This is a genomic window from Mesorhizobium sp. B2-4-15 (assembly GCF_006658505.1).
Classification (GTDB): Bacteria; Pseudomonadota; Alphaproteobacteria; order Rhizobiales; family Rhizobiaceae; genus Mesorhizobium.
The window spans coordinates 25,158-47,807 of the sequence record NZ_VFUZ01000001.1; the positions used below are offsets into that span (position 1 = coordinate 25,158).

The 22,650-nt window shown below is 64.1% G+C and carries 22 protein-coding genes; 17 read left to right on the top strand and 5 right to left on the bottom strand.

The genetic code is table 11. From position 1 onward, the window contains the following. Positions 1-7 precede the first annotated feature (7 nt). The gene (locus tag FJ930_RS00145) at positions 8-859 is read right to left on the bottom strand and encodes a mechanosensitive ion channel domain-containing protein (protein ID WP_140748121.1); all 852 of its coding nucleotides are present in this window, start codon (positions 857-859) and stop codon (positions 8-10) included. A gap of 242 nt (positions 860-1,101) precedes the next feature. Here FJ930_RS00145 and rsfS point away from each other — a divergent pair, with 242 nt between their 5' ends. From rsfS to FJ930_RS00195, 10 genes are all read left to right on the top strand, one after another. Continuing rightward, positions 1,102-1,479, top strand: a complete 378-nt coding sequence (rsfS, locus tag FJ930_RS00150) for a ribosome silencing factor (RefSeq protein WP_135902362.1) — start codon at positions 1,102-1,104, stop codon at positions 1,477-1,479. Positions 1,480-1,552: 73 nt separating this feature from the next. Beyond that, positions 1,553-2,035, top strand: coding sequence for a 23S rRNA (pseudouridine(1915)-N(3))-methyltransferase RlmH (gene rlmH / locus FJ930_RS00155; protein ID WP_140748118.1), 483 nt, complete (start codon positions 1,553-1,555; stop codon positions 2,033-2,035). 156 nt (positions 2,036-2,191) lie between these two features. Next, on the top strand, positions 2,192-3,550 hold the full coding sequence (locus FJ930_RS00160) for a murein hydrolase activator EnvC (RefSeq protein ID WP_141833543.1): 1,359 nt from the start codon (positions 2,192-2,194) through the stop codon (positions 3,548-3,550). Between the two features lies 1 nt (position 3,551). After that, positions 3,552-4,883 carry a S41 family peptidase gene (locus FJ930_RS00165; protein WP_181165786.1) on the top strand — a complete coding sequence of 444 codons (1,332 nt, stop codon included), beginning with the start codon at positions 3,552-3,554 and terminating at the stop codon, positions 4,881-4,883. Positions 4,884-5,174: 291 nt separating this feature from the next. Beyond that, a complete protein-coding gene (locus tag FJ930_RS00170; RefSeq protein ID WP_141833547.1) occupies positions 5,175-6,356 on the top strand; it encodes a divergent polysaccharide deacetylase family protein in 1,182 nt (393 codons plus the stop codon). 125 nt (positions 6,357-6,481) lie between these two features. Further along, complete coding sequence (locus tag FJ930_RS00175; RefSeq protein ID WP_141833550.1) at positions 6,482-6,997, top strand: RNA pyrophosphohydrolase; 516 nt, start codon at positions 6,482-6,484, stop codon at positions 6,995-6,997. A gap of 93 nt (positions 6,998-7,090) precedes the next feature. Then, on the top strand, positions 7,091-8,230 hold the full coding sequence (alr, locus tag FJ930_RS00180) for an alanine racemase (protein WP_141833553.1): 1,140 nt from the start codon (positions 7,091-7,093) through the stop codon (positions 8,228-8,230). 275 nt (positions 8,231-8,505) lie between these two features. Beyond that, positions 8,506-8,922: a nucleoside diphosphate kinase regulator gene (gene rnk / locus FJ930_RS00185; protein ID WP_141833556.1), complete on the top strand. Its 417-nt coding sequence runs from the start codon at positions 8,506-8,508 to the stop codon at positions 8,920-8,922. A 14-nt stretch (positions 8,923-8,936) separates the two neighbouring features. Then, entirely contained in the window at positions 8,937-9,479 is a 543-nt protein-coding gene (locus tag FJ930_RS00190; protein ID WP_181763239.1) for a nucleoside-diphosphate kinase, read from the top strand. Between the two features lie 111 nt (positions 9,480-9,590). After that, a complete protein-coding gene (locus FJ930_RS00195; protein ID WP_141833561.1) occupies positions 9,591-10,847 on the top strand; it encodes a D-amino acid dehydrogenase in 1,257 nt (418 codons plus the stop codon). A 34-nt stretch (positions 10,848-10,881) separates the two neighbouring features. Here the strand turns inward: FJ930_RS00195 and FJ930_RS00200 are convergent, their stop codons facing one another. Together FJ930_RS00200 and FJ930_RS00205 are read right to left on the bottom strand one after the other, a co-directional pair. Then, positions 10,882-13,038, bottom strand: coding sequence for a phosphatidylserine/phosphatidylglycerophosphate/cardiolipin synthase family protein (locus tag FJ930_RS00200; RefSeq protein WP_140748096.1), 2,157 nt, complete (start codon positions 13,036-13,038; stop codon positions 10,882-10,884). Continuing rightward, a complete protein-coding gene (locus FJ930_RS00205) occupies positions 13,035-13,478 on the bottom strand; it encodes a hypothetical protein (RefSeq protein WP_140748094.1) in 444 nt (147 codons plus the stop codon). Before FJ930_RS00205 ends, FJ930_RS00200 begins: the two co-directional genes overlap by 4 nt. Positions 13,479-13,864: 386 nt before the next feature. Here FJ930_RS00205 and FJ930_RS00210 point away from each other — a divergent pair, with 386 nt between their 5' ends. Continuing rightward, positions 13,865-14,245 (top strand): hypothetical protein, encoded by a 381-nt coding sequence (locus FJ930_RS00210; RefSeq protein ID WP_246676774.1) that lies wholly within the window; start codon positions 13,865-13,867, stop codon positions 14,243-14,245. Positions 14,246-14,274: 29 nt separating this feature from the next. Here the strand turns inward: FJ930_RS00210 and FJ930_RS00215 are convergent, their stop codons facing one another. Further along, on the bottom strand, positions 14,275-15,156 hold the full coding sequence (locus FJ930_RS00215; protein WP_141833564.1) for a LysR family transcriptional regulator: 882 nt from the start codon (positions 15,154-15,156) through the stop codon (positions 14,275-14,277). A 367-nt stretch (positions 15,157-15,523) separates the two neighbouring features. Between FJ930_RS00215 and FJ930_RS00225 the strand changes: the two genes are divergently transcribed. The 3 genes from FJ930_RS00225 (at position 15,524) to FJ930_RS00235 (ending at position 18,339) form a co-directional block, all read left to right on the top strand. Next, complete coding sequence (locus FJ930_RS00225) at positions 15,524-17,020, top strand: CoA-acylating methylmalonate-semialdehyde dehydrogenase (protein ID WP_140748087.1); 1,497 nt, start codon at positions 15,524-15,526, stop codon at positions 17,018-17,020. A gap of 372 nt (positions 17,021-17,392) precedes the next feature. Next, the gene (locus FJ930_RS00230) at positions 17,393-17,695 is read left to right on the top strand and encodes a hypothetical protein (RefSeq protein ID WP_140748085.1); all 303 of its coding nucleotides are present in this window, start codon (positions 17,393-17,395) and stop codon (positions 17,693-17,695) included. 326 nt (positions 17,696-18,021) lie between these two features. Continuing rightward, on the top strand, positions 18,022-18,339 hold the full coding sequence (locus tag FJ930_RS00235) for a hypothetical protein (protein ID WP_141833567.1): 318 nt from the start codon (positions 18,022-18,024) through the stop codon (positions 18,337-18,339). 9 nt (positions 18,340-18,348) lie between these two features. On the opposite strand, the gene FJ930_RS00240 is transcribed toward FJ930_RS00235, so the two are convergent. After that, on the bottom strand, positions 18,349-18,987 hold the full coding sequence (locus FJ930_RS00240; protein WP_246676775.1) for a GntR family transcriptional regulator: 639 nt from the start codon (positions 18,985-18,987) through the stop codon (positions 18,349-18,351). A gap of 123 nt (positions 18,988-19,110) precedes the next feature. On the opposite strand from FJ930_RS00240, the gene FJ930_RS00245 reads away from it, so the two are divergent. The 3 genes from FJ930_RS00245 (at position 19,111) to FJ930_RS00255 (ending at position 22,404) form a co-directional block, all read left to right on the top strand. Beyond that, positions 19,111-20,004, top strand: a complete 894-nt coding sequence (locus FJ930_RS00245) for a dihydrodipicolinate synthase family protein (protein ID WP_141833573.1) — start codon at positions 19,111-19,113, stop codon at positions 20,002-20,004. A 63-nt stretch (positions 20,005-20,067) separates the two neighbouring features. Then, positions 20,068-21,387: an FAD-dependent oxidoreductase gene (locus tag FJ930_RS00250; RefSeq protein WP_141833576.1), complete on the top strand. Its 1,320-nt coding sequence runs from the start codon at positions 20,068-20,070 to the stop codon at positions 21,385-21,387. A 15-nt stretch (positions 21,388-21,402) separates the two neighbouring features. After that, positions 21,403-22,404, top strand: a complete 1,002-nt coding sequence (locus FJ930_RS00255) for a 4-hydroxyproline epimerase (protein ID WP_141833579.1) — start codon at positions 21,403-21,405, stop codon at positions 22,402-22,404. Positions 22,405-22,650: the final 246 nt, after the last annotated feature.

Below are 22,650 nucleotides of genomic sequence, written 5' to 3' on the forward strand. Positions count from 1 at the left end.
ATTTGCCTTACTGCCTGCGAGCCTCGGGGGATGGCGCTTCCGGCGGCGGCAGCGGAATAGAGATGCCCTCGCTGTCGAAAGCCTGCTTGGCGCGTTTGGTCATGTCGATATTCGTGGAGAAGTAGTCGGCCGCCGAGGTCCAGTAGCGCAGGGTGAGCGAAACGGTGGTGTCGCCGAGGCTGGCCACGAAGGCGATTGGCGCCGGTTCGCGACGGATGCGCTTCTCGGCACCGGCAATGGCAAGCAAGGTCTTCTGCGCGCCGTCGATGTCGTTCCACGAACCGATGCTGAGCGTGATGTCGGTGCGGCGCACGCCGTTGCGCGAAAAATTGCGCACCGGCTGGTTCCACAATGTCGAGTTGGGCGCCAGGATGTAGACGCCGTCGGCGGTCCTGAGCTTCGTCGCAAAGAGGCCGATTTCCTCGATCGAACCGGCGATGGAACCGACCTCGACGGATTCGCCGATGCGGAACGGCCGCAGCGCCAGAAGCATGATGCCGGCGGCGATGTTCTGCAATGTGCCTTGCAGCGCCAGCCCGATGGCGAGGCCGATGGCGCCGATGGCGGCGATGATCGAGGCGGTCTGCACGCCGAACTGACCGAGCACCATGATGACGACGAGAATCAGGATGGCGTAGCGGACGATCTTCGAAAAGAAATGCCGCAATGTCTGGTCGAAACCGTGGATGTGGCCGAGGCCGGCAAAGATCGAACGCTCCGCGAGACCGGCGACGATGTAGCCGACCACGAGAAGGATGATGGCGCCGATGGCCGAGAGGGAATAGGAGACGATCAGCGTGCTGAGCTGCGCGAGGCCCGCCTGGACGGTGAGGAGCGTGTTTTGCGGATCGATCGGCATGGCGGGATTCCGGTTGGTCGGTCAGCCGATAACCGCGGCGGGACGCCTCGGTTCCGATCTTTTTTCCTGCCGCATGGAACAACCCGGCAATCGACGAGTTCGCGTGAGTCAGAGCTGCGTCTTGAAACTGCAACGGAACTCTGCCTATCTAAGTGGTGTCACCTGCTTTCAGGGGTGATTTGGTTGTTCTTGCTGCGAAAGGAAATACACTGAGAACAGCACTGCGGAAGAAGGCCGATATCGTGCCTTCGCCGGCCGGGATCAGCGTAAACGACGCCGTGTCCCGCGCCATCAAGACAGTCCTTGCCAGTCTGGAAGACTCCAAGGCCGAAAACATCGTCTCAATCGACATTCAGGGAAAATCGAGCCTCGGCGACTATATGGTCGTCGCGTCGGGCCGATCGCACCGTCATGTCTCGGCTGTCGCCGACCATCTCCTCAAGGCGCTCAAGGATGCCGGCCTCGGCACGGCGCGCGTCGAGGGGCTGTCAGGCGCCGACTGGGTCCTGATCGATTCAGGCGACATCATCGTCCATGTCTTCCGCCCCGAAGTCCGCGAATTCTACAATCTCGAAAAGATGTGGCAGGCGCCGGATCTCGAGGAAGAGACACTCCACTAAGCCGATGTGTTTTGATGCATGTCAGTGCCCTAAAACCTTTGGGTGACATGCATCGGCGGCTTATAGAGGCGAGATGAAGATTTCAGTCCATGCCGTGGGCCGAATGAAAGCCGGCCCCGAGCGGGAGTTGGCCGAGCGCTATTTCGAGCGATTCGCCAAGAGCGGCCCGGCGGTGGGGCTCGAATTCGCCGGCATCACCGAGATCGCGGAGAGCCGGGCACAGAGCGCTGGCGAGCGCCAGCGTGACGAGGGCTCGAGGCTGCAGGCGCAACTGCAGCCGGGCACGGCGCTGATCCTGCTCGATGAGCGTGGCAAGAGCCTTTCCTCGCAGGATTTCGCCAATCGCATCGGACAGTTGCGCGATGGCGGGCGCAAGGCGCTGGTGCTCGCAATAGGCGGCGCCGACGGCCACGATCCATCGCTGCGTGACCAGGCCGAGCTGGTGCTGTCGTTCGGTGCGCTCACCTGGCCGCATCAGCTGGTGCGCGTGATGCTGGGCGAGCAACTCTACAGGGTGGCGACGATCCTGTCGGGCCACCCCTATCACAGATCCTGAAAGCTGCCGGATCGCACCGAATTCCGCCCCAATGCCGCGCAAGAAACGCGCTGGAGAGACGAACTCCCGTTATGCCAGAACCACCGCGCGGTTTTGGACGACGCGCTAACATGGTTGATGGTTCGTTAACGAAGCCGCAGATAGAGTCGATCGCGAATGTCTGAAGGCTGGAAATCGACAACGGGCTCATCGAGGAGAGCCTCCTGGCGCGCACGCTGCGGCATCGCGGCGGCCGCGGTTCTTTTGTCGTTCCATGCGGTGCAGGCCGAGAACACGCTCGACATGGCGCCTGATCCGGACCAGAGCCGCGCCGAATACGAACGGGTTTCCAAGGAAATCACGCTGTCATCGGAACGGCTGGCGAAGCTCGCTGCCGATATCGCCGCGGTCAAGAAGGACCACGCCTCGATCACCGCGGCGCTGATCCAGTCGGCGATGACCGAGCAGAAGCTTGGCCAGGACATCGAGGATATCGGTGCCAAGCTGGAAGGGCTCAAGGGCCAGCAGCAGAAGATCCGCGCTTCGCTCGCGGCGCGACGCGACGTGCTGGCCGAAGTGCTTGGCGCGCTGCAGCGCATGGGCCTCAATCCGCCGCCGGCGATCCTGGTCAAGCCGGAGGACGCGCTGTCGTCGGTGCGCAGCGCCATCCTGCTCGGCGCCGTGGTGCCGGAATTGCGCCAGCAGACCGATAGTCTGCTGGCCGACCTCAAGGAGCAGACGCGGGTGACGGCCTCGATCGAGGCCGAGCGGGCACGGCTGACGGCGGCGGTCGGCGACCAGGCCGCGGAAAAGAAGCGACTGAGCATGCTGCTGGAAGCCAAGCAGAAGCTCGAGGCCGACACGCAGGCGCAGATGACGGCCGAACAGCAGCGTTCCGAGCAATTGGCGGCCAAGGCAAGCAGCCTGAAGGATCTGATCGCGTCGCTCGAGGCGCAGGCCGACAAGACCCGCAAGGCCGCGGATGCAGCGAAGGCCGCCGCCGCGAACCAGACGGGTGACGGCCAGACGGGCGGCGACAAAACGGCATCGCTGGCGGCATTGCCGCTTCCCGAAGGCAACCGGCTCGCTGCGGCAGCTCCCTTTTCGGCGCTGCAAGGACAGATCGCGCTGCCGGTCACCGGGCGCATCAAACGCCGCTTCGGCGCGGATGACGGTAACGGCGCAGTGATGCTTGGCGACATGCTTGCGACACAATCGGGAGCCATCGTCACCGCACCGGCGGATGGGAATGTGCTTTATGCGGGGCCGTTTCGCTCCTACGGTCAACTCTTGATCCTTAATGCCGGCGACGGTTATCATGTCGTTCTGGCGGGGATGAGCAGAATCAGCGTCGTGACTGGCCAGTCAGTGCTCGCAGGAGAGCCGGTCGGTGCGATGGGAGAGGCCCGGGTGGCAAGCACCTCGGTTTCGAAGAATGGAAATGCCACGCCGGAACTCTATGTCGAGTTCCGCAAGGATGGAAAACCCGTCGATCCGGCCCCATGGTGGGCGGACCGTTTTTCTGGAAGGACGTGAAATGATGCGGAAACTGTCGCTTCTGTTTGCCGGTGCGCTGATGGGCGCATCCGCCATGAGCCTTGTCTATGGGGCTCCCGGCTCGGCGGCGAACGCTGCGGGGTCGGAGACCTATAAGCAACTGGCGATCTTCGGCGACATCTTCGAGCGGGTGCGGGCACAATATGTCACGCCGCCCGACGACAAGTCGCTGGTCGAGAACGCCATCAACGGCATGCTCTCCTCGCTCGACCCCCATTCCTCCTACATGAACGCCGAACAGGCGCAGGACATGCGCGTCCAGACCAAGGGTGAGTTCGGCGGCCTCGGCATCGAGGTCACGATGGAGAACGACTTGGTCAAGGTGATCACGCCGATCGACGATACCCCGGCCGCCAAGGCTGGCGTGCTGGCCGGCGATTATATCGCCAAGATCGACGGCGAAGAGGTTCGCGGCCTGACGCTCAACGATGCGGTCGAAAAGATGCGTGGCCTGGTCAACACGCCGATCAAGCTCACCATCCTGCGCCAGGGCGCCGACAAGCCGATCGAACTGACGGTCGTTCGCGACATCATCAAGGTCAAGGCGGTCAAGTTCCGGGTCGAAAACGACATCGGCTACATGAAGATCACCTCCTTCACCGAAAAGACCTATGACGACCTTGAGAACGCCATCGACACCATCAAGAAGCAGGTGCCGGACGACAAGCTCAAGGGTTATGTGCTCGACCTGCGTCTCAATCCTGGCGGCCTGCTCGACCAGGCGGTGAGCGTGTCCGACGCCTTCCTGAAGCGTGGCGAGATCGTTTCGACGCGCGGCCGCGATCCGAAGGACGTCACCCGCTTCGACGCCAAGCCGAAGCAGACCGACGACATCAACGGCAAGCCGATGATCGTGCTCGTCAACGGTGGCTCGGCCAGCGCCTCTGAAATCGTCGCCGGCGCGCTGCAGGATCTGCGCCGCGTCACGGTTGTCGGCACGCAGTCCTTCGGCAAGGGTTCGGTGCAGACCATCATTCCGCTCGGCGAAAACGGGGCGCTGAGGCTGACGACGGCGCTCTATTACACGCCGTCGGGCAAGTCGATTCAGGGCAAGGGCATCACGCCCGACATCAAGGTCGACCAGCCATTGCCGCCAGAACTGCAGGGCCGGGACCTGACGCGCGGCGAATCCGATCTCAAGGGCCATATCAAGGGCGCCGACGAGAGCAAGACCGGCTCCGGCTCCGCAGCCTATGTGCCGCCGGATCCGAAGGACGACCTGCAGCTCATCTATGCCGAGCAGCTGCTGCGAGGCCAGAAGACAGATCCGGCTTTCCCGCCCAATCCGGAAAAGGCCGTGCTTAACCAGTAAGGCCGGAGGCTAGAGCGGTTCGCGTCCCACGCGAACATCGAACCGCTCCATCTCCTTGCTTTCTCGCAATTCGGGACGGAAAACCGTTTCGCACTTTCCCTGGATTGCCCTGGGTCTGGCCGCCTGAACGAAGCAATGCAATGCTGCCGGGACCGAAAGGTTCCGGCAGTTTGATTCGGGAGGCGGGACGAGGCCTCCGGATGCGGCGCCAGGGGTGCGCCAGGGTTGAAGAATTTGCGCGTATCGCCTCGAAGGGGCCGACTGAGGAACCATGCGCACCGGGGACAGGGCTTGGCTGATATCGGCAAGGACATCGAACGCCCGCTTGGACAGACTGTCCGGGCGCCGCGCGCCGCCGGCAAGGTCAGCGCCGGTGTGATCGCGGCGAGCGCGGTCGTGCTGGCGGTGGTCGGCATTTCGGCCGCGATCGCGTTCAGGGAAAAGCCATTCCGCAAGCCGCAGGAAGTCGCCATCTCGACGCCGAAAGTGACCGCTGCGGCCGAGCCCCCTGCGTCGCCTCCCGCATTGGCCCCTGCAGCGACGCCAAAGATCGAGACGCCGGCGAAGACCGGTGGGCCGCAGATCATCCACGTGCAGACGGTGGAAGGCGATGGACCGCCCAAGGCGGAAATCGTCATTCGCGACCCGTCGACCGTCGGCCAGAACCTGAAGATCGCGCATATTCCCGACAAGGCGCTGATCGAAGCCAGCGAAACCGGACCCTTGCCGATGCGCTCCGCCGACGGCCGGCGACCATTCGACGTCTATGCGCGGCCCTGGTCCGGCGCGCGCGGTGCCCGCGTGGCGATCGTCATTGGCGGACTTGCCATGTCGCAGACCGGCACCCAGGCGGCCATTGCCAAATTGCCGCCGGAAGTGACGCTGGCCTTCGCGCCGCAGGGCAACAGCATTGGCCGCTGGATGCAGGCGGCCAGGCAGAGCGGACATGAGATCGTCATGCAGGTGCCGCTCGAACCGTTCGATTATCCCAACGTCAACCCCGGCCGTAACACGCTGACGGTGACGGCGAGTGCCGAAGAGAACCTGAAGAGCCTGCACTGGGCGCTGTCGCGGACGACGAACTATACCGGTGTGATGAACTATATGGGCGCGCGGTTTTCCGCCGATACGGCGGCGATGGAGCCGTTCATGGCCGAACTCGGCAAAAGGGGACTCGCCTACATCGACGACGGCTCATCGGCGCGCAGCCTTGCACCTGACCTGGCGCTGAAGGACGGCGTGCCCTTCGTCGCCGGCGACATGGCGATCGACGCGGTCCAGGATCGCGGCGCCATCCTGAAGAAACTGGACAGTCTGGAGGCGACCGCACGCGCCAAGGGCACTGCCGTCGGCATCGGCTCCGCTTTCGACCTGACCGTCGACACGGTGTCGTCATGGGTGGCCGAGGCCAAGAAACGCGGCATCGAGATCGTGCCGATTTCAGCGGTGGCCATAGACCCGCAAAAAGGCTAACAGCCATCTTGGTACCTCTGCTCCGGCGGCATCTGGCGGCGTTTTCCGTGCTTCCGCGCTCCTCGAAACCATTCGCCGCCCGCCTTGCCGGAGCGAATTCTCAAGACGGCTGGAACTCATTCCTCATGGCCAAAAAGATCGATCGCGAAACGCTGCCCTACCGTCCCTGTGTCGGGCTGATGATCCTCAATGGCGAAGGCCTGGTCTGGATCGGGCATCGCATCGCCGAACCCGACAGCGAATTCGCCGGCACCACGCAGCTCTGGCAAATGCCGCAAGGCGGCATCGACAAGGGTGAGGAGCCGCTGCAGGCGGCGGAGCGGGAGCTCTACGAAGAGACCGGCATGCGCAGCATTTCGCTGCTCGCCGAAGCACCGGACTGGATCAACTATGATCTGCCGGACCACCTCGTCGGCATCGCCTTCAAGGGGCGCTATCGTGGGCAGACGCAGAAATGGTTCGCCTTCCGCTTCCACGGCGATACCAGCGAGATCCAGATCAACCCTCCGCCGGGCGGCCACACCGCCGAATTCGACAAATGGTCGTGGTGGCCGATGCAGGATCTGCCCGATCTGATCGTGCCGTTCAAGCGCAAGGTCTATGAAGACGTGGTGGCGGCGTTCCGGCACCTCGTGCCGTAGCAGGACCGGCGCTGGCCGTGGTTCGAAGGGCCGCAGTTGCCGCGCCCGCCCCGCGGTCCTATTGATGTTCTATCCGCTAAAAGGAGGGTCGCCATGAACGACGCCCCCACAAGGTTGCTGCCCGATGATGTCACCGCCGTAAGCGAAGCGGCGGCCGGGGCCATCCTGACCATCGATCTTGGCGCGATCCGTGAAAACTACCGGCGGCTGAAGGCAAGGCTGGCAGGCGTGCGCTGTGCCGGCGTGCTCAAGGCCGACGGCTATGGCCTTGGCGGAGCGCAGGTGGCATCGGCATTGACCAGGGAAGGCTGCGACATCTTCTTCGTCGCGCTGCTGGCCGAAGGCATCGATCTGCGCAAGGTGGTCGGAGCTGGACCGGACATCTACGTGCTGAACGGGCTGCCGCCGGGCTCCGAGCCGGAAGCGGTGGCGGCCGGCCTATGCGCGGTCATCAACAGCTGCGCGCAGTTGAAAGCCTGGCGCGCGGCGGCGCATCGCGCCGGCCGCAGGCTGCCGGCCGCCATCCAGGTCGACAGCGGCATGTCGCGGCTTGGCATGGCGCCGGCCGAAGTCGAGGCGCTGGCCGGGGATGCCGGCGCTTTCGATGGCATCGACGTCGGATATGTGATGAGCCACCTGGCCTGCGCCGACGAGCCGCGCCATCCGGCCAATGAAGAGCAGAGGCTGGCCTTCGAACGGCTGCGTGCCATGTTGCCCGCGGCGCCCGGCTCGCTTGCCAATTCGTCCGGCATTTTTCTCGGACAGGGCTACCATTACGATCTCGCCAGGCCGGGGGCGGCGCTCTACGGCATCAATCCGACACCTGACGAGCCCAATCCGATGCTGCCTGTCGTGCGACTGCAGGCCAAGGTGGCGCAGACGCGCCGCGTCGAAAAAGGCACCGGCATCGGCTATGGCCATACTTACTACGCGCAAGGTCCGCTGAGCCTTGCGACGATTTCGTTCGGCTATGCGGACGGCTGGCTGCGACGCTCCGCTTCGGCGGCCTGGTTCGAAGGTACACGTCTGCCTTTCCTCGGGCGTGTGTCGATGGATTCGATCATTCTCGACATCTCCGCCCTTCAACCCGGCAAACTGCGCGAAGGCGATCTGGTCGAACTGCTCGGCCCCTCGCAAAGCGTCGACGATGCCGCCGGCCATGCCGGCACCATCGGCTATGAAATCCTGGCCAGTCTCGGCCCGCGCTTTCACCGGCACTATATCGGCGGTTGAGCGGTTTGGCCGCGCTTGACAAGCGGGCGCCTGTCGGCAACGGTCGGGGCATGAGCAACCTCGCTTATATCAGAACCTTGTTCAGGGTCTGCCCGATCGCGGGATCGTAGCCCCGGCGCGGCCGCCTTTCGGCGTCCGTCCGTACCGGGGCATCCATACATCCACAATCGTCATCAAGCCGTACGGCCCTTCGCGGCTGCCGGCCTTTCACCAAGCCGCAATCAGCGCGGCGGCAGGCGCGCATCCGTTCGATGCGCCGATCCATGAGGTTTGCCATGCAACATGCAACGGGACTGCGTCCATCGAGCCGGATTCTCATCAGCAACACCGACCATGACAGGTTGACCGGGCTGGCAAGGGCCCTGCTCGACCGCGCGCCCGAGACGGCCGAAGAGCTGCTCTCGGAAATGGACCGGGCGGTGGTGACCGACGCGGCGGCGATGCCGGCTGGCGTGGTGCGGATGGGTTCGACGGTGACGGTCCGCGGCGAAGGCCGGAACACACAGCGCATCGTGCTGGTCTATCCCGGCGAAGCCGACATTGCCGAAAACCGGATCTCGGTGCTGACGCCGATGGGAACGGCGCTCATCGGTGTCAGCATCGGGCAGGCGGTGTGCTGGAACGGTCGTGGCGGCCGCAAACTGTCGGTGACCGTGGAGGCCGTCGATATCCCCGCCGGCGGCGGGCGCTGATCGTGGAGGCGGTGATGAGGAACATGAGCTGCCGCCTGACGACGAAGGATTTCGCGGTGCTCGAAGTCATGCTGGAACGACGGCGGGCGTTCGCGGATCCGATCGTCCGGATGATCGAGGACAAGCTTGCCAACGCCCGCGTCGTGCCGGTCGATTCGGTCGAACCCGATGTCGTGACGCTAAACAGCAGGGTGGTGTTTTGCGTCGATGCCGGCGCGGCCGAGACGCGCACCCTGGTGCAGAACGAGGTGCGCGGGCCGGTCGGCTCCAGCCTGTCGGTGGCGACAAGGCGTGGGCTCTGCATGCTCGGCATGGCGCAGGGCCAGACGGCATCGATCGAACACGCTGATGGCAGGCGGGAGGCGATCCGGATCAAGACGGTGCTCTATCAGCCGGAAGCCGCGCGGCGGGAAGCCAGGGAGAAAGCCTCGGCTGGTGGACGTCGGCCGCATGGATTGACTCTCGTCTACAGCGCCGCAGCCCCAATCGAGCCTCTTGGCGCGGCGGCCGGAATGCGGCAGACAGAGGATGACGACCCCGGCCCCTCGGCGGCGTGAATGGCAACGGCGCGTGGTCTCGAAGATCGGGGACGATTTTCGCCGGGGATCATGCGCAAATCGCAAGTGGGTCGTGTCTATGGGCGTTAGACGCGGCGTAAGGAGTGAACGATGAAGATCATGGTGCTGGGCGGTGGTGTCATTGGGGTGACCACGGCCTATTATCTCGCCGAGGCCGGCCACGAGGTGACGGTGGTCGACCGGCAGAAAGGCCCGGCACTGGAAACCAGCTTCGCCAATGCCGGCGAGATTTCGCCCGGCTATGCCTCGCCCTGGGCCGGGCCCGGCGTTCCGCTCAAGGCGATCAAATGGCTCTTGATGAAGCATGGTCCGCTGGTGGTGCGGCCGGCCTTCGACCCGCATATGTGGACATGGCTGGTCAAGATGCTGCGCAACTGCACCGCCGAGCGTTACGCGATCAACAAATCGCGCATGGTGCCGCTGGCCGAGTACAGCCGCGACACGTTGAAGGCGCTGCGCGAAGCGACCGGCATCAGCTATGACGAGCGGTCGCAGGGCACGCTGCAGCTGTTCCGCACGCAAAAACAGCTCGACGGCACATCAGGCGATGTCGAGGTGCTGAAGAAATATGGCGTGCCCTATGAAATCCTCGACCAGGACGGCTGCATCGCGGCGGAGCCGGGGCTCGCCGGCGTGCGCGAGAAGTTCGTGGGCGGGCTGAGGCTGCCGCATGACGAGACCGGCGACTGCAAGATGTTCACCGACAAATTGGCCGAGCTCTGTGTGGCGCGCGGCGTGAAGTTCGAATACGACATGACGATCTGGCGCGTCATCCGCAGCCGCAACCGCATTGCCAACCTCAGCACCAGCAAGGGTTTCAAGACCGCAGACGCCTATGTCATGGCACTGGGCAGTTATTCGGCGGGCTTCATGCGCCGTATGAAGCGGTCGATCCCGGTCTATCCGGTCAAGGGTTATTCGATCACCGTGCCGATCAAGGACGCCGCCCTGGCGCCGGTGTCGACGGTGATGGACGAGACCTACAAGGTGGCGATCACCCGGCTTGGTGACCGCATCCGTGTCGGCGGCACGGCAGAGATTTCCGGCTTCGACCTCAGGCTGCACGAATCGCGGCGGCGCACGCTCGAACATTCGGTCGGCGATCTCTTTCCGGGCGCCGGCGCGATGCGCGAGGCGACGTTCTGGTGCGGGCTGCGGCCGATGACGCCGGACGGGCCGCCGCTGATCGGCCGCACCGAGCTTTCCAACCTCTATCTCAACACCGGCCATGGAACGCTCGGCTGGACCATGGCCTGCGGTTCGGCCAAGGTTCTGGCCGACATCATCTCCAGCCGTGTGCCGGATATCGATGTGCGCGCACTGGCGCAGGAGCGTTATCTGAAATAGCCAAGGCGCCGTTCATCGGCATGACCGATGAGTGTCAAAACGCTTCCTTCACCCACTCCTCGTCGAACAGCAGCCGGTAGGCCCACGGGATGGTCACATTGGTGGCGACCGGGTTCGAGTGGGCGAGGTAGTCGTCATAGATCGGCTTCATCCTGACGTAGAAAGCGGGATCGAGCACCGTCATGCCGTTCTCCGAGTCGTGGAAGAAGCTGCGGTTGTTGAGGTTGACCGAGGAGATGGCGACCAGCCTTTCGTCGATCATCATGATCTTGGAATGCAGCACCACGTCCGGCGCCTTGAACTCGCGGATGTTGATGCGGCCGCCATATTGCTCGACGAACAGCTTGTTGAGCGCGGTGAGAAACCTGCCGCCGATATCGCCCTTGAGATCGATGCGGCCGACAATGTCGATCTTGACGCCGCGGGCGAGCGCCCGGTCGAAGGCGTGGGCGAGGCTCGGCGTCAGATTGAGATAGGGGTTGACGATCTGGACATGGTGCTGGGCGGCATCGATCAGATCGACGAAATAGTCCTCCAGCGCATGGTCGTCCTCATAGGGCACTGAAATGAAGTGCCGGGCGTTGCCCGACGGGCGGCGGCCGCCGGCGCGGACCGGGATGGAGAAGGGGCGCGACAGGTTGGTGTCGGCGTCGCGCAACCATATTGTCGACAGATGCGCGGCAAGCGTGTCGACCGTCGCATTGTCGGCGAACTCGATATCAAAGTCGCTCCAGTTCGAATAGTAGTTCAGCGACAGGCCATCGGTCTTGCCGTATTGCTGCAGGTCCGGATAGCGCGACAGGTCGATCGGCTGATGGAACAGGAAGCCGTCGTGGATGTTGCGGCCGCCGATGATGACGCGGGAGCGCGCCGGATCCTGCGCCAGCGTTGCCAGCATTTTGATGTGATGGGTCTTGTGCAATTGTGAAACCTGCTCGTCGATCGGCGCGCCATGGTCGGCGCGCCAGCGGTATTCCTGCAGCTCGACATTGGGGAATTCGGCCGCAAGCCGGTGCAGCATGGCGTCGTCCTTTTCGCGCTCGAGCACGTCAGTGACCATGATGCGCACCTTGGTACCGAGGGCGGCATGATGGCGGATCAGCCGCTCGATGATGCGGCCGGAGAAGTCGGCCTTGAACTCCAGCGAGGACAGATAGATCAGCTTCAGCCTTGGCGCCTTCGAGAAATCGAGCGGCAGTTCCGGATCGCCCTTGTCGATGGCGGCGTCGGACAGCGGCGCGCCCATCAGCGCCTCGACCTTGGCGTTGAAGCCGTCACGCGACTTGCGCAGCAGTCTGGGCTCGCCGATCGGCAAGGCGCAGGTCTGCGACAGCCAACGGCTGGCATAGAAGGCGCGTTCAAGCGCGTCGAGGCCGGCGCCGTCGGGTACCGGGCAACGCTGGTAACGGCTGTCGAAGGCAGCAAGCCCGGGATCGGCGGTCTCCTCGCGCAGGATGGTGAGCGGAGCGCCGGCCGGGACGAGGCTGGAGCGGATCCTTGCCGTGCAACGGTTCAGGCTGTCGCCCGGAAACAGGCTGGCCGTATCGTCTTCGCCCGAGAGGCGAAGGCGGAATTCCGTGCCGGGGGCGATTGTGCGTGAGGCTCCGGCGGCGCGGATCGCCAAAGTGCCGTCGCAGGTGCCCTCGATGTCGGCCGGTTGCTTGCCGGCCTGACGCAGCACGATCTCGGTGCTGCGTGCCTGCAGGCCGGAGAATTCGAACGTCTTGGATACCGATGGCCGTGCGGCCGCATCGATGTAGAGCGTCTGCCGCGACACCCGCCAGCGTCCGCCGAACTGGCCCTCGCCACTGCCGCCAACGGAAGGCGCTAGATGCGCGTTTGCGACCGGTCCGGCCAGTTGCTGCAGCGTTGAATAGGTCGCCTGGAAATCGCGATTCTGTACATCGCGGCGGTTGCGCCCGAACGGGCCGGTGCCGTTGGCGCGATCCATGGCATCGAGCTGGTTGTGGGCGAGCAGCGCCTGGAACCGTCTTTCGTAGTCGCTGGTGCCGGCATCTCCGAAGAACTGCGTGGCCGCGACCCGCGGCCCGGATGAACTGGCCGACAGCGAGGGCCGCGCGCAGGCCTCCTGTTCCGGCAAGAGGTCGCAGGCATTGCGGCCCGCACCAGCGCAGCCGGCAAGGATTGCCAGTGCGAACAGGGCCAGAATGATGGATGCGCGGACGTTCAACCGGTGACTCCGGCCTTCATCGCGCGCAACTGCGCCGGATCGCGGGGCGGCATGAAGCCTTGCGGGAAGACCTTGCAGACAGGAACGGCGAAGGTGACGATCAGCAGTTCGGCCGCGCCGCGCATCTTGCGAGGCGCCGTCCTGTCATCGCGTATCGCCCTCGCCGAGGCAATGAGGGCGCCGTCGCAGTCGCAATGATTGTGACGCGCGATGTAGCAGGCGTCATGGATTTGACAGGCGGCGTCGAGGCGGTCGACCGGCCGGGCGGAAAGATCGCCGGTGCGGGTGCCCGGACCGCAATAATTGCCGATGACGAAAGGCGAGGGGCGCGCCATGGCGTAGCGGATCGGTTTGGGCAAATCGGCTTCGGGCACCTTGGTCCATGGATTGGCGCACGCGGAAACGAAAAGCAGCGGCAGGATGGCAAGAACGGCTCGCATGTCTATCCGCGCCAGCTTTCTGAAAGATTTCCCCACCCGGCGGCCCGCTTCGTGGCCGGTGGCCGCACGCCTGATGCCACACTGGCCGGTTTTATGGCAAGGAAAAGGCAGCATTGCTTGCGGCCTGCTGTGTTATTGTGATTTTGGGACTGCCTGAAGGGCCGAACCCGTAAGGATTTGGGGACAAGCATCTGCATGCGTATCTGCCTTCTCGTCATGACTGTTGGATTTTTGTCCTGCGCTGCGGGGGCCGATGCTGCGGACAAGACGGTCCATGACCGGGCCAACGGATTTTCGCTGACCTTTCCCAGGAATGGATCAATGAGCCGCCTTCCGACGAGGCGATATTGCTGAGTATAGAACCCAACGATCAGAGTCTTACCTGCATGGTTTCGGCCTCGCTTTACAATCGATCCGGACCCGGCTCGCCGGCCGATCCGCGCAAGTTCATCGAGGACTGGTCGATGAACGACTGGAAGTGGATGATAGGTAGATCATACAGCACAGCCGAGTTCAGCAATGACAAGCTTGCAAGGTTTCCGGACGGCTATCCTGTGCGTCTTGCCGATCTGGACTTTACGGTTATCGACAAGGATACCCGCCTCCATGGCCATTCCAGGTTTGCTTTTTCGGTTCGAGGCGCGCGCTACGGTTATGTCAATTGCAGCGTGATGGGCGAGAGCGCCGGCCAGGTTGCGCAGATGTGGGCGCCGCTGGCGGACAAGGCTGAGCGTGTGGTGAATTCGTTTGTTCTCGACTCACCTTGAGCGGCACATTGTGTGCCGGTTTTGCGAAATCAGGTAAACAGGCCCCGTTCGCGTTCCACCGCCTTGGTGATGAAGCTGGCGACGATCTGGATGCGGCGCAGCGGCCTGACCGATTCGTGATAGACCAGCCAGTAGGCGCGACGGATGGGCGCCACCACATCGACGGCCACCAGTTCCGGCATCGAGCGGGCGACGAAAGTGTGCAGGATGCCGATGCCCGCGCCCGAGCGCACCGCTTCGGCCTGGCCGAGCGCCGAGGAGATGGCGAAGCTGGTGCGCCAGTCGGCGCTGAATTCGGCGGCGTAGTCGAGCGACGGGCTGACGATGAGGTCGGGCACATAGCCGATGAGGGTGTGCCGGCAGAGTTCGGCCGCGGTTTTGGGCAGGCCGTTGGCATCGGCGTAGGCACGCGACGCGAACAGGCCGAGCGAATAGTCGACCAGCTTTCCCGCCACCAGCCGGCCTTCGGTCGGCCGCTCGACAGTGATGGCGATGTCGGCCTCGCGGCGTGAGAGGGAGAAAGAGCGCGGCACCGGCACGAGCTGGATCGTCAATTCGCGATGCAGCGCGGTCAGCGCGCCGAGACGCCTGGCCAGGAAGGCGACGCCAAAGCCGTCCGGCGCGCCGATGCGCACCGTGCCCGAGATATCGTCGCCCTCGCCTGATATGGCCGAGCGCGCGGCGATCATGTCGCCCTCCATGCGTTCGGCAATGTCGAGGAAGCGCTCGCCGGCCGGCGTCAGCTCGCTGCCGGTGGTCAGGCGGCGGAAGAGTTTCGTGCGCAGCGCATCCTCGAGCGCAGCGATGCGGCGCGAGACGGTGGCGTGGTTGAGTTCGAGCCGCTTGGCCGCGCCCAGAATCTGGCCGGCGCGGGCCACGGCAAGGAAGACGCGGACGTCATCCCAGTTCATGGGGATGACCCATAAGCTTGAGATTGCAGCTCGAGTTCCCGCCCACCCCCCTCTGGCCTGCCGGCCATCTCCCCCGCAAGGGGGGAGATTGGATGTCGTACCGTCTTTCGCCAACCAGCGACGTTTGAGAATGGGTGCCATCAAAAAAGCTGCTGATCTCCCCCCTTGCGGGGGAGATGTCCGGCAGGACAGAGGGGGGTGTGAAGGAACGCAAGCTTCAGCCTTTCAGCTACCCATCATTTGCGGCAATTAATGCACACCCAGCGCTCGTTGTCTATTTTCCGCACAACGGTTGCGATCTCCCTCGCGTTGCCTTCCGCTTGCCAAAGGCGGACAATGCAGCATCACAAACCCAGGGAGAGAAATCATGATCGAATACGGTCATTTCATCGGCGGCAAGCGCGTCGCCGGCACCAGCGGCCGCAAGCAGGATGTCATGCAGCCGATGGACGGCTCCGTGCGCGGCACGGTTGCGCTGGCCTCGCAGGCGGAACTGCGCGCCGCGGTCGAGAACGCCAAGGCAGCGCAGCCCAAATGGGCCGCCACCAACCCGCAGCGCCGCGTGCGCGTTTTGATGAAGTTCCTCGAACTGGTCCAGCGCGACTATGACGAACTGGCCGACATCCTGGCGCGCGAGCACGGCAAGACCATTGCCGACGCCAAGGGCGACATCCAGCGCGGCCTCGAAGTGGTCGAGGTCTGCATCGGCGCGCCGCACATGATGAAGGGCGAGTTCACCGATGGCGCCGGCCCCGGCATCGACGTCTATTCGATGCGCCAGCCGCTCGGCGTCGTGGCCGGCATCACGCCGTTCAATTTCCCGGCGATGATCCCGCTGTGGAAGATCGCGCCGGCCATCGCGTGCGGCAATGCCTTCATCCTGAAGCCCTCCGAGCGTGATCCGGGCGTGCCGATGCGCATTGCCGAACTGTTCATCGAGGCCGGCCTGCCGGCGGGCATCCTCAATGTCGTCAATGGCGACAAGGATGTTGTCGACGCCATCCTTGACGATCCCGACATCAAGGCCATCGGCTTTGTCGGTTCGACGCCGATCGCGCATTACATCTATTCGCGTGGCACCGCGGCCGGCAAGCGCGTGCAGTGCTTCGGCGGCGCCAAGAACCACATGATCATCATGCCGGACGCCGACATGGACCAGACTGTCGATGCGCTGATCGGCGCCGGCTACGGTTCGGCGGGCGAGCGCTGCATGGCGATCTCGGTTGCCGTCCCGGTCGGCAACGACACCGCCAACCGGCTGATGGAAAAGCTGGTGCCGCGTGTCGAGAGCCTCAAGGTCGGTCCATCGACGGACTCCTCCGCCGATTTCGGCCCGCTGGTGACGGCACAGGCGCTGGAGCGGGTGAAGGGCTATGTCGATACCGGCGTCAAGGAAGGCGCCAAGCTTGTCGTCGATGGCCGCGGCTTCAAGATGCAGGGTTATGAGAACGGCTACTATATGGGCGGCTGCCTGTTCGACAATGTCACATCAGACATGCGCATCTACAAGGAGGAAATCTTCGGGCCCGTGCTCTCGGTGGTGCGCGCGCCGACCTATGAGAACGCCATCAAACTCGCCAACGATCATGAGATGGGCAACGGCGTTGCCATCTTCACCCGCGACGGCGACGCAGCGCGTGATTTCGCAAGCCGTGTCCAGGTCGGCATGGTCGGCGTCAACGTGCCGATCCCGGTGCCGATTGCCTATTACACGTTCGGCGGCTGGAAGGCGTCGTCCTTCGGCGATCTCAACCAGCACGGCCCGGATGCGTTCCGCTTCTACACCAAGACCAAGACGGTGACCTCGCGTTGGCCGTCCGGCATCAAGGACGGCGCCGAGTTCGTTATCCCGACGATGAACTGACCGGACGATTTCTTGCTTGCGCGTCCTCGCCTTCGGCTGCGGGCGCGGGCCGGCATCAAGGACGGCGCCGAGTTCGTTATCCCGACGATGAACTGACCGGACGATTTCTTGCTTGCGCGTCCTCGCCTTCGGCCGCGGGCGCGCGGGCCGGCATCAAGGACGCGCCGAGTTCGTCACCCCGACGATGAATGATCAGGAAGGCCCGGGCGCACCCCGGGCCTTTTGATTCTCACGCCACGCTATATGTCTAAACGCTAATGTGATGGAACAAAGCGGCCGGGCTACAGCTTTTGCTGTATTCCTGCCATGGGCAGGCAATCCGACAGCGCCGGTGTAAACCCGGGGTGCTCGTCTGGCGCAAGGAGGTGTCAGATGAAACGACGTTTTATCGCAACGATATTTTGCACGGCCATGGCAATGTCCGGTGTCGTGCAGGCTGAAGCGGCCGGGCAATGCGCCGCGCGCGCCGACATCGTCAAGGCGCTCGGCGACAATTTCCATGAGAGCGAAGCCGGGCGTGGCCTGATCAACCCAAGCGTGATCCTGGAGGTCTTTGTTTCCGAACAAGGCAGTTGGACCGTACTGGCCTCCGATACCAAGGGCCAGAGTTGCATCCTGTCCGTCGGCGAAGGCTGGGACAGTTCGACGATGAAGGCAGCCCTGCCGGGCGCTTGAGCGAAGTTCGGTGTGTCGCGGCCATCATCGCGGCAGGAGCCATGCAGCAGCGCTATGGGCCGCTTGACGCTTTTGACTGACAGCCTTTCCAGCGCACCGCGGCGCGACTTGGGGACGATGGCGGCAAGGCCCGAACGGGTGCTTGTTTTCGGATCGGGACCTTACCATATCGAATCAAGGGAAGTGACGGGAACTTCCCACACGACAGACCGGAAACCAGAAGGAGTGACGTGATGAAGACGTCGGATCCGGCCTGGAACGCTCCGGTGTGCTGAGGCTGCCAACGTGCCTCCCTTGCCGGAATGTCAGGGCGAAGGAGATGCCGGATGGCACACAAAATTTCGTTTCGATGGATCCGGATGGCCGCGACCGGCGCCGCGCTGGCGCTGACGACGCTGTCCGCACAGGCGCAACTCGTCTGCGGCGCCCACAATGACGTCGTCGCGGGATTGGCGCAGGCTTTTCAAGAGAAGCAGATCGGCTACGGAGTGGTCGGACAGGCCGCCATTGTCGAGATCTACGTTTCGGCAAGCGGGTCCTGGACGATGCTGATAACCGACGTGAAGGGCCGAAGCTGCATCCTCGCGGCCGGTGAGGGCTGGGAGAACAATCTCGCCGTCGCCACGATGACGCACGGCATCTGAGCCGCCCGATCAACGCGTGGCGGCGACCTCGGCATGGCCGCGCAGCAGCGCCATCAGCCTCTTGGCGTCCTTGGCCGCGGCTTCCTCGTCGCCGTCGAGGATCGAGCGGATCAAGGCGACATGGTGCTCGGCGGATTCCGCCAGCCCGGTGTCGGCCTTGTAGCGGAACCAGAAGCGGCGGCTATGGGTCTGCAAGGGCGCGGCCAGCCTGGCGGCGAACGGATTGTCGGCGGCCAGCGCCAGCGCCTCGTCGAGCGCCTTGTCGGCCTGGATGAAGGCAAGCACATTGCTGGAGATGACCGCCTTCTGCATGGAAAGGGCCGCCTCGTGAAACAGGTCGGCGGCCTCGCGGGTGACGAAGCGGGCAGCCGAGCGGGCAAGCACCACTTCGACGCCGCGCCGGGCGTCGAGCACGCGCAGCCAGTCGCCCGGATGCAGCGGCGCGATGGCGATGCCGGCGCGGGGCCGCACGTCCAGCAGCCCTTCCCAGGCCAGCCGCTGGATCGCCTCGCGCACCGGCGTGCGGCCCAGCGCCAGCTTTTCGATCAGCGCCCCCTCGGTGACAAAGCCCGCCGGCGCCAGTTCCAGCGTGACGATCATATGCTCGAGCACGCGATAGGCCTTGGTCGCCGCCGGCTCGGACATCATGCTTGCTTCCAGGGATATCAATGGCGGGCTCCTGATATATCTAGAATATATCATAACGGATTCCGCATTGACAGCGACTTTCCCAACAGATATACGTCTGATATATCAGATGGAGAAATGATCATGTGGACCGGAGTCTTCCCCGCCGTCACGACCAAATTCACCGCCGACGATCGCCTTGACCATGCCGAAATGGAACGCTGCTTCAACCTGCAGATGGAGGCTGGCTGCGACGGCATCATCGTCTGCGGTTCGCTCGGCGAAGGACCGATGCTGTCGCATGACGAGAAGATCGAGGTGCTGAAGACCGCGCAGAAAGTCGCCGGCAAGAAGCCGGTGCTGCTGACGGTCAACGAGGCAGGCACCCGCGAGGCGGCCAGCATCGCCAAGCGTGCCGCGAGGGAAGGCGCCAATGGCCTGATGGTGGTGCCGAGCCCGATCTACCACACGAATGCGGAAGAGACGGTCGCGGCCCTGCGTGCCGTCGCCGAAGCCGGCGACCTGCCGGTGATGATCTACTCCAACCGGCTCGCCTACCGTGTCGACGTCACCGTCGACCAGATGGAGGAGCTGTCGTCGGACAAGCGCTTCGTGGCCATCAAGGAATCCTCCGACGACATCCGCCGCTCCACCGAGATCATCAACCGCCTGGGCAGCCGGTACGACCTGTTCACCGGCGTCGACAATCTCGCCTTCGAGGCGCTGTCGGTCGGCGCCATCGGCTGGGTGGCCGGCCTGGTCACCGCCTTCCCGCGCGAAACCGTCGCCATCTACCAGCTGATGAAGCAGGGCCGCCGCGAGGAGGCGCTCGCCATCTACCGCTGGTTCCGGCCGCTACTCGACCTCGATGTCTCGACCTATCTGGTGCAGAACATCAAGCTCGCCGAAGTTTTCACCATTCAGACCAACGACCGTGTCCGCATGCCGCGCCAGCCGCTGTCTGGCGAGCGCCGCAAGGCGGTCGAGAAGATCGTCAAGGATGCACTGGCGGTGCGGCCGACACTGCCGAAATTTTGAGGAGGTTCTTCTTCCTTTTCATGGGAGAAGATGGCGGCAGCCAGATGAGGAGCAGCGCCCCACGTGGCCGGAAATTCCAAATCGACAGAAGCAGGGCGCCGCCCCTCATCCGCCCGTAGGGGCCCTTCTCCCCGTGAACGGGGAGAAGGGGAAGACATCGCCATCGTCGGCGGCGGCATCATCGGCATCTGCGCGGCCGCCTTCCTTGCCGAGGCGGGGCTGGATGTCACGGTCTTCGACCGCACCGGCATCTGCGAAGAGACCAGTTCCGGCAACGCCGCCGCCTTCGCCTTTTCCGACGTGTTGCCGCTGGCCCACAAGGGCATGATCCGCCAGTTGCCGAAATGGCTGGCCGATCCGCTCGGCCCGCTCAGCATCCCGCCCGCCTACCTGCCGAAACTCCTGCCCTGGCTGTTCCGGTTCTGGCGCGCCGGCGCACCGGCGAAATACGAGGCCAGCCTCGCCACCCAGGCCGGCATGATGAAGCTTGCAGAAGCGGAGTGGATGGGTCTGCTCGATCGTTCCGGCGCGCGGCCGATGCTGCGCGAGGACGGTTCGCTGGAACTCTACGAAAGCGAAGCCGAGTTCCGCGTCGCGCTGCCGGGCTGGGCGGCGCGCGAACGCTTCGGCATCGGCTTCCGCCATGTCGACGGCGAGGGGCTGGCGGCTTTGCAGCCGGGACTGTCACCGCGCTTCGTCAAGGGCACGTTCGTGCCGGGCTGGAAGACGGTCGCCGATCCGAAACTGCTCGGCAAGGCAGTATGGGCCTATGCCGAGGCCAAGGGCGCCCGCTTTGAAACGGCCCGCATCGACCGGATCGCGGCGGATCAGGACGGCGCGGCACTGACGCTGGCCGACGGAACCATCAGGCGCGCCGGGCGGCTCGTTGTCGCCGCCGGCGCCTGGTCGCACCTTCTGGCGCGGCAGCTCGGCGACCGCATTCCGCTGGAGACCGAGCGCGGCTACAACACGACGTTGCCGAACGGCGCCTTCGACGTGAAGCGGCAGCTGATCTTCTCCGGCCATGGCTTCGTCATCACGCCGCTCGAAACGGGCCTGCGCGTGGGCGGCGCCGTCGAACTCGGCGGCATCGAGCGGCCGCCCAACTTCAACAGGTCGAAAGCGCTCTTGCAGAAGGCGCAGCAATTCCTGCCGGGGCTCGATCCCTCGGGCGGGCGCGAATGGATGGGGTTCCGCCCCTCGCTGCCGGATTCGGTGCCTGTCATCGGCAAGGCGCCGGGAGCCCCGCCGGTGGTGTATGCTTTCGGCCACGGCCATCTCGGCCTGACCCAGGCTGCGGCGACTGGACGGTTGATCCGCGAGCTCGTCCTGGGGCAGACTCCGTCTGTTGATCTGGCCCCCTTCAGCCCACAACGGTTTTGATTTTCGAGGAGCGACATGGCCAAGAAATCCTTCTTCTGTATCGACGGCCACACTTGCGGCAATCCGGTGCGGCTGGTCGCCGGCGGCGGCCCACTGCTGCAGGGTTCGACAATGATGGAACGGCGCGCGCATTTCCTCGCCGAGTTTGACTGGATCCGCACCGGCCTGATGTTCGAGCCGCGCGGCCACGACGTGATGTCTGGCTCGATCCTCTACCCACCGACGCGCGAGGATTGCGACATCGCTATCCTGTTCATCGAAACCTCGGGCTGCCTGCCGATGTGCGGCCACGGCACCATCGGCACGGTCACGATGGCGATCGAGCACGGGCTGATCAAGCCGCGGACGCCAGGTGTGCTGCGGCTCGACACGCCGGCCGGCCTGGTCATCGCCGAATACAAGCAGGTCGGCGACTATGTCGAGGAGGTGCGCATCACCAACGTGCCGTCGTTCCTCTATGCCGAAGGGCTGACGGTCGAATGTCCCGGGCTCGGCGAGATCACCGTCGATGTCGCCTATGGCGGCAATTTCTACGCCATTGTCGAGCCGCAGGCGAACTATCGCGACATGGCCGACCATTCCGCCGGCGACCTCATTGCCTGGAGCCCGGTGGTGCGGCAGCGGCTGAACGAGAAATATGCCTTCGTGCATCCGGAGAATCCCGGCATCAACAGGCTGTCGCATATGCTGTGGACCGGCAAGCCGACGGTGGAGGGGGCCGACGCCCGCAACGCCGTCTTCTACGGCGACAAGGCGATCGACCGCTCACCCTGCGGCACCGGTACCTCGGCGCGGATGGCGCAGCTCCATGCCAAGGGCAAGCTCAAGGCGGGCGACGCCTTCGTGCATGAATCGATCATCGGTTCGCTGTTCAAGGGCAAGGTCGAAAAGGAGGTCACCGTGGCGGGCAAGCCGGCGATCATCCCCTCGATCGGCGGCTGGGCGCGCATGACCGGACTGAACACGATCTTCATCGACGACCGCGATCCGTTCGCGCATGGGTTCGTGGTCAAATAGGCGATTCATCACGCAACGGAAGGCATGGAGGCGCAAGAAGGAATGCTGTCAGCAGCGCAAGGAATCCCTTCATCAACTTATTTTGACGGCGATTTCTTCGAAACGGCGCGCATGATAGGCCTGAATCGTCAAAGACATTGCGTTATGCCAATGATAGGGTCCGCGATAGTCCAGAGGCCGGGTGCAAAAAAACGGGCAGTCGAAATGGCGTGCATTGGAAACGCGCATGGCGATCGAAAAATCACG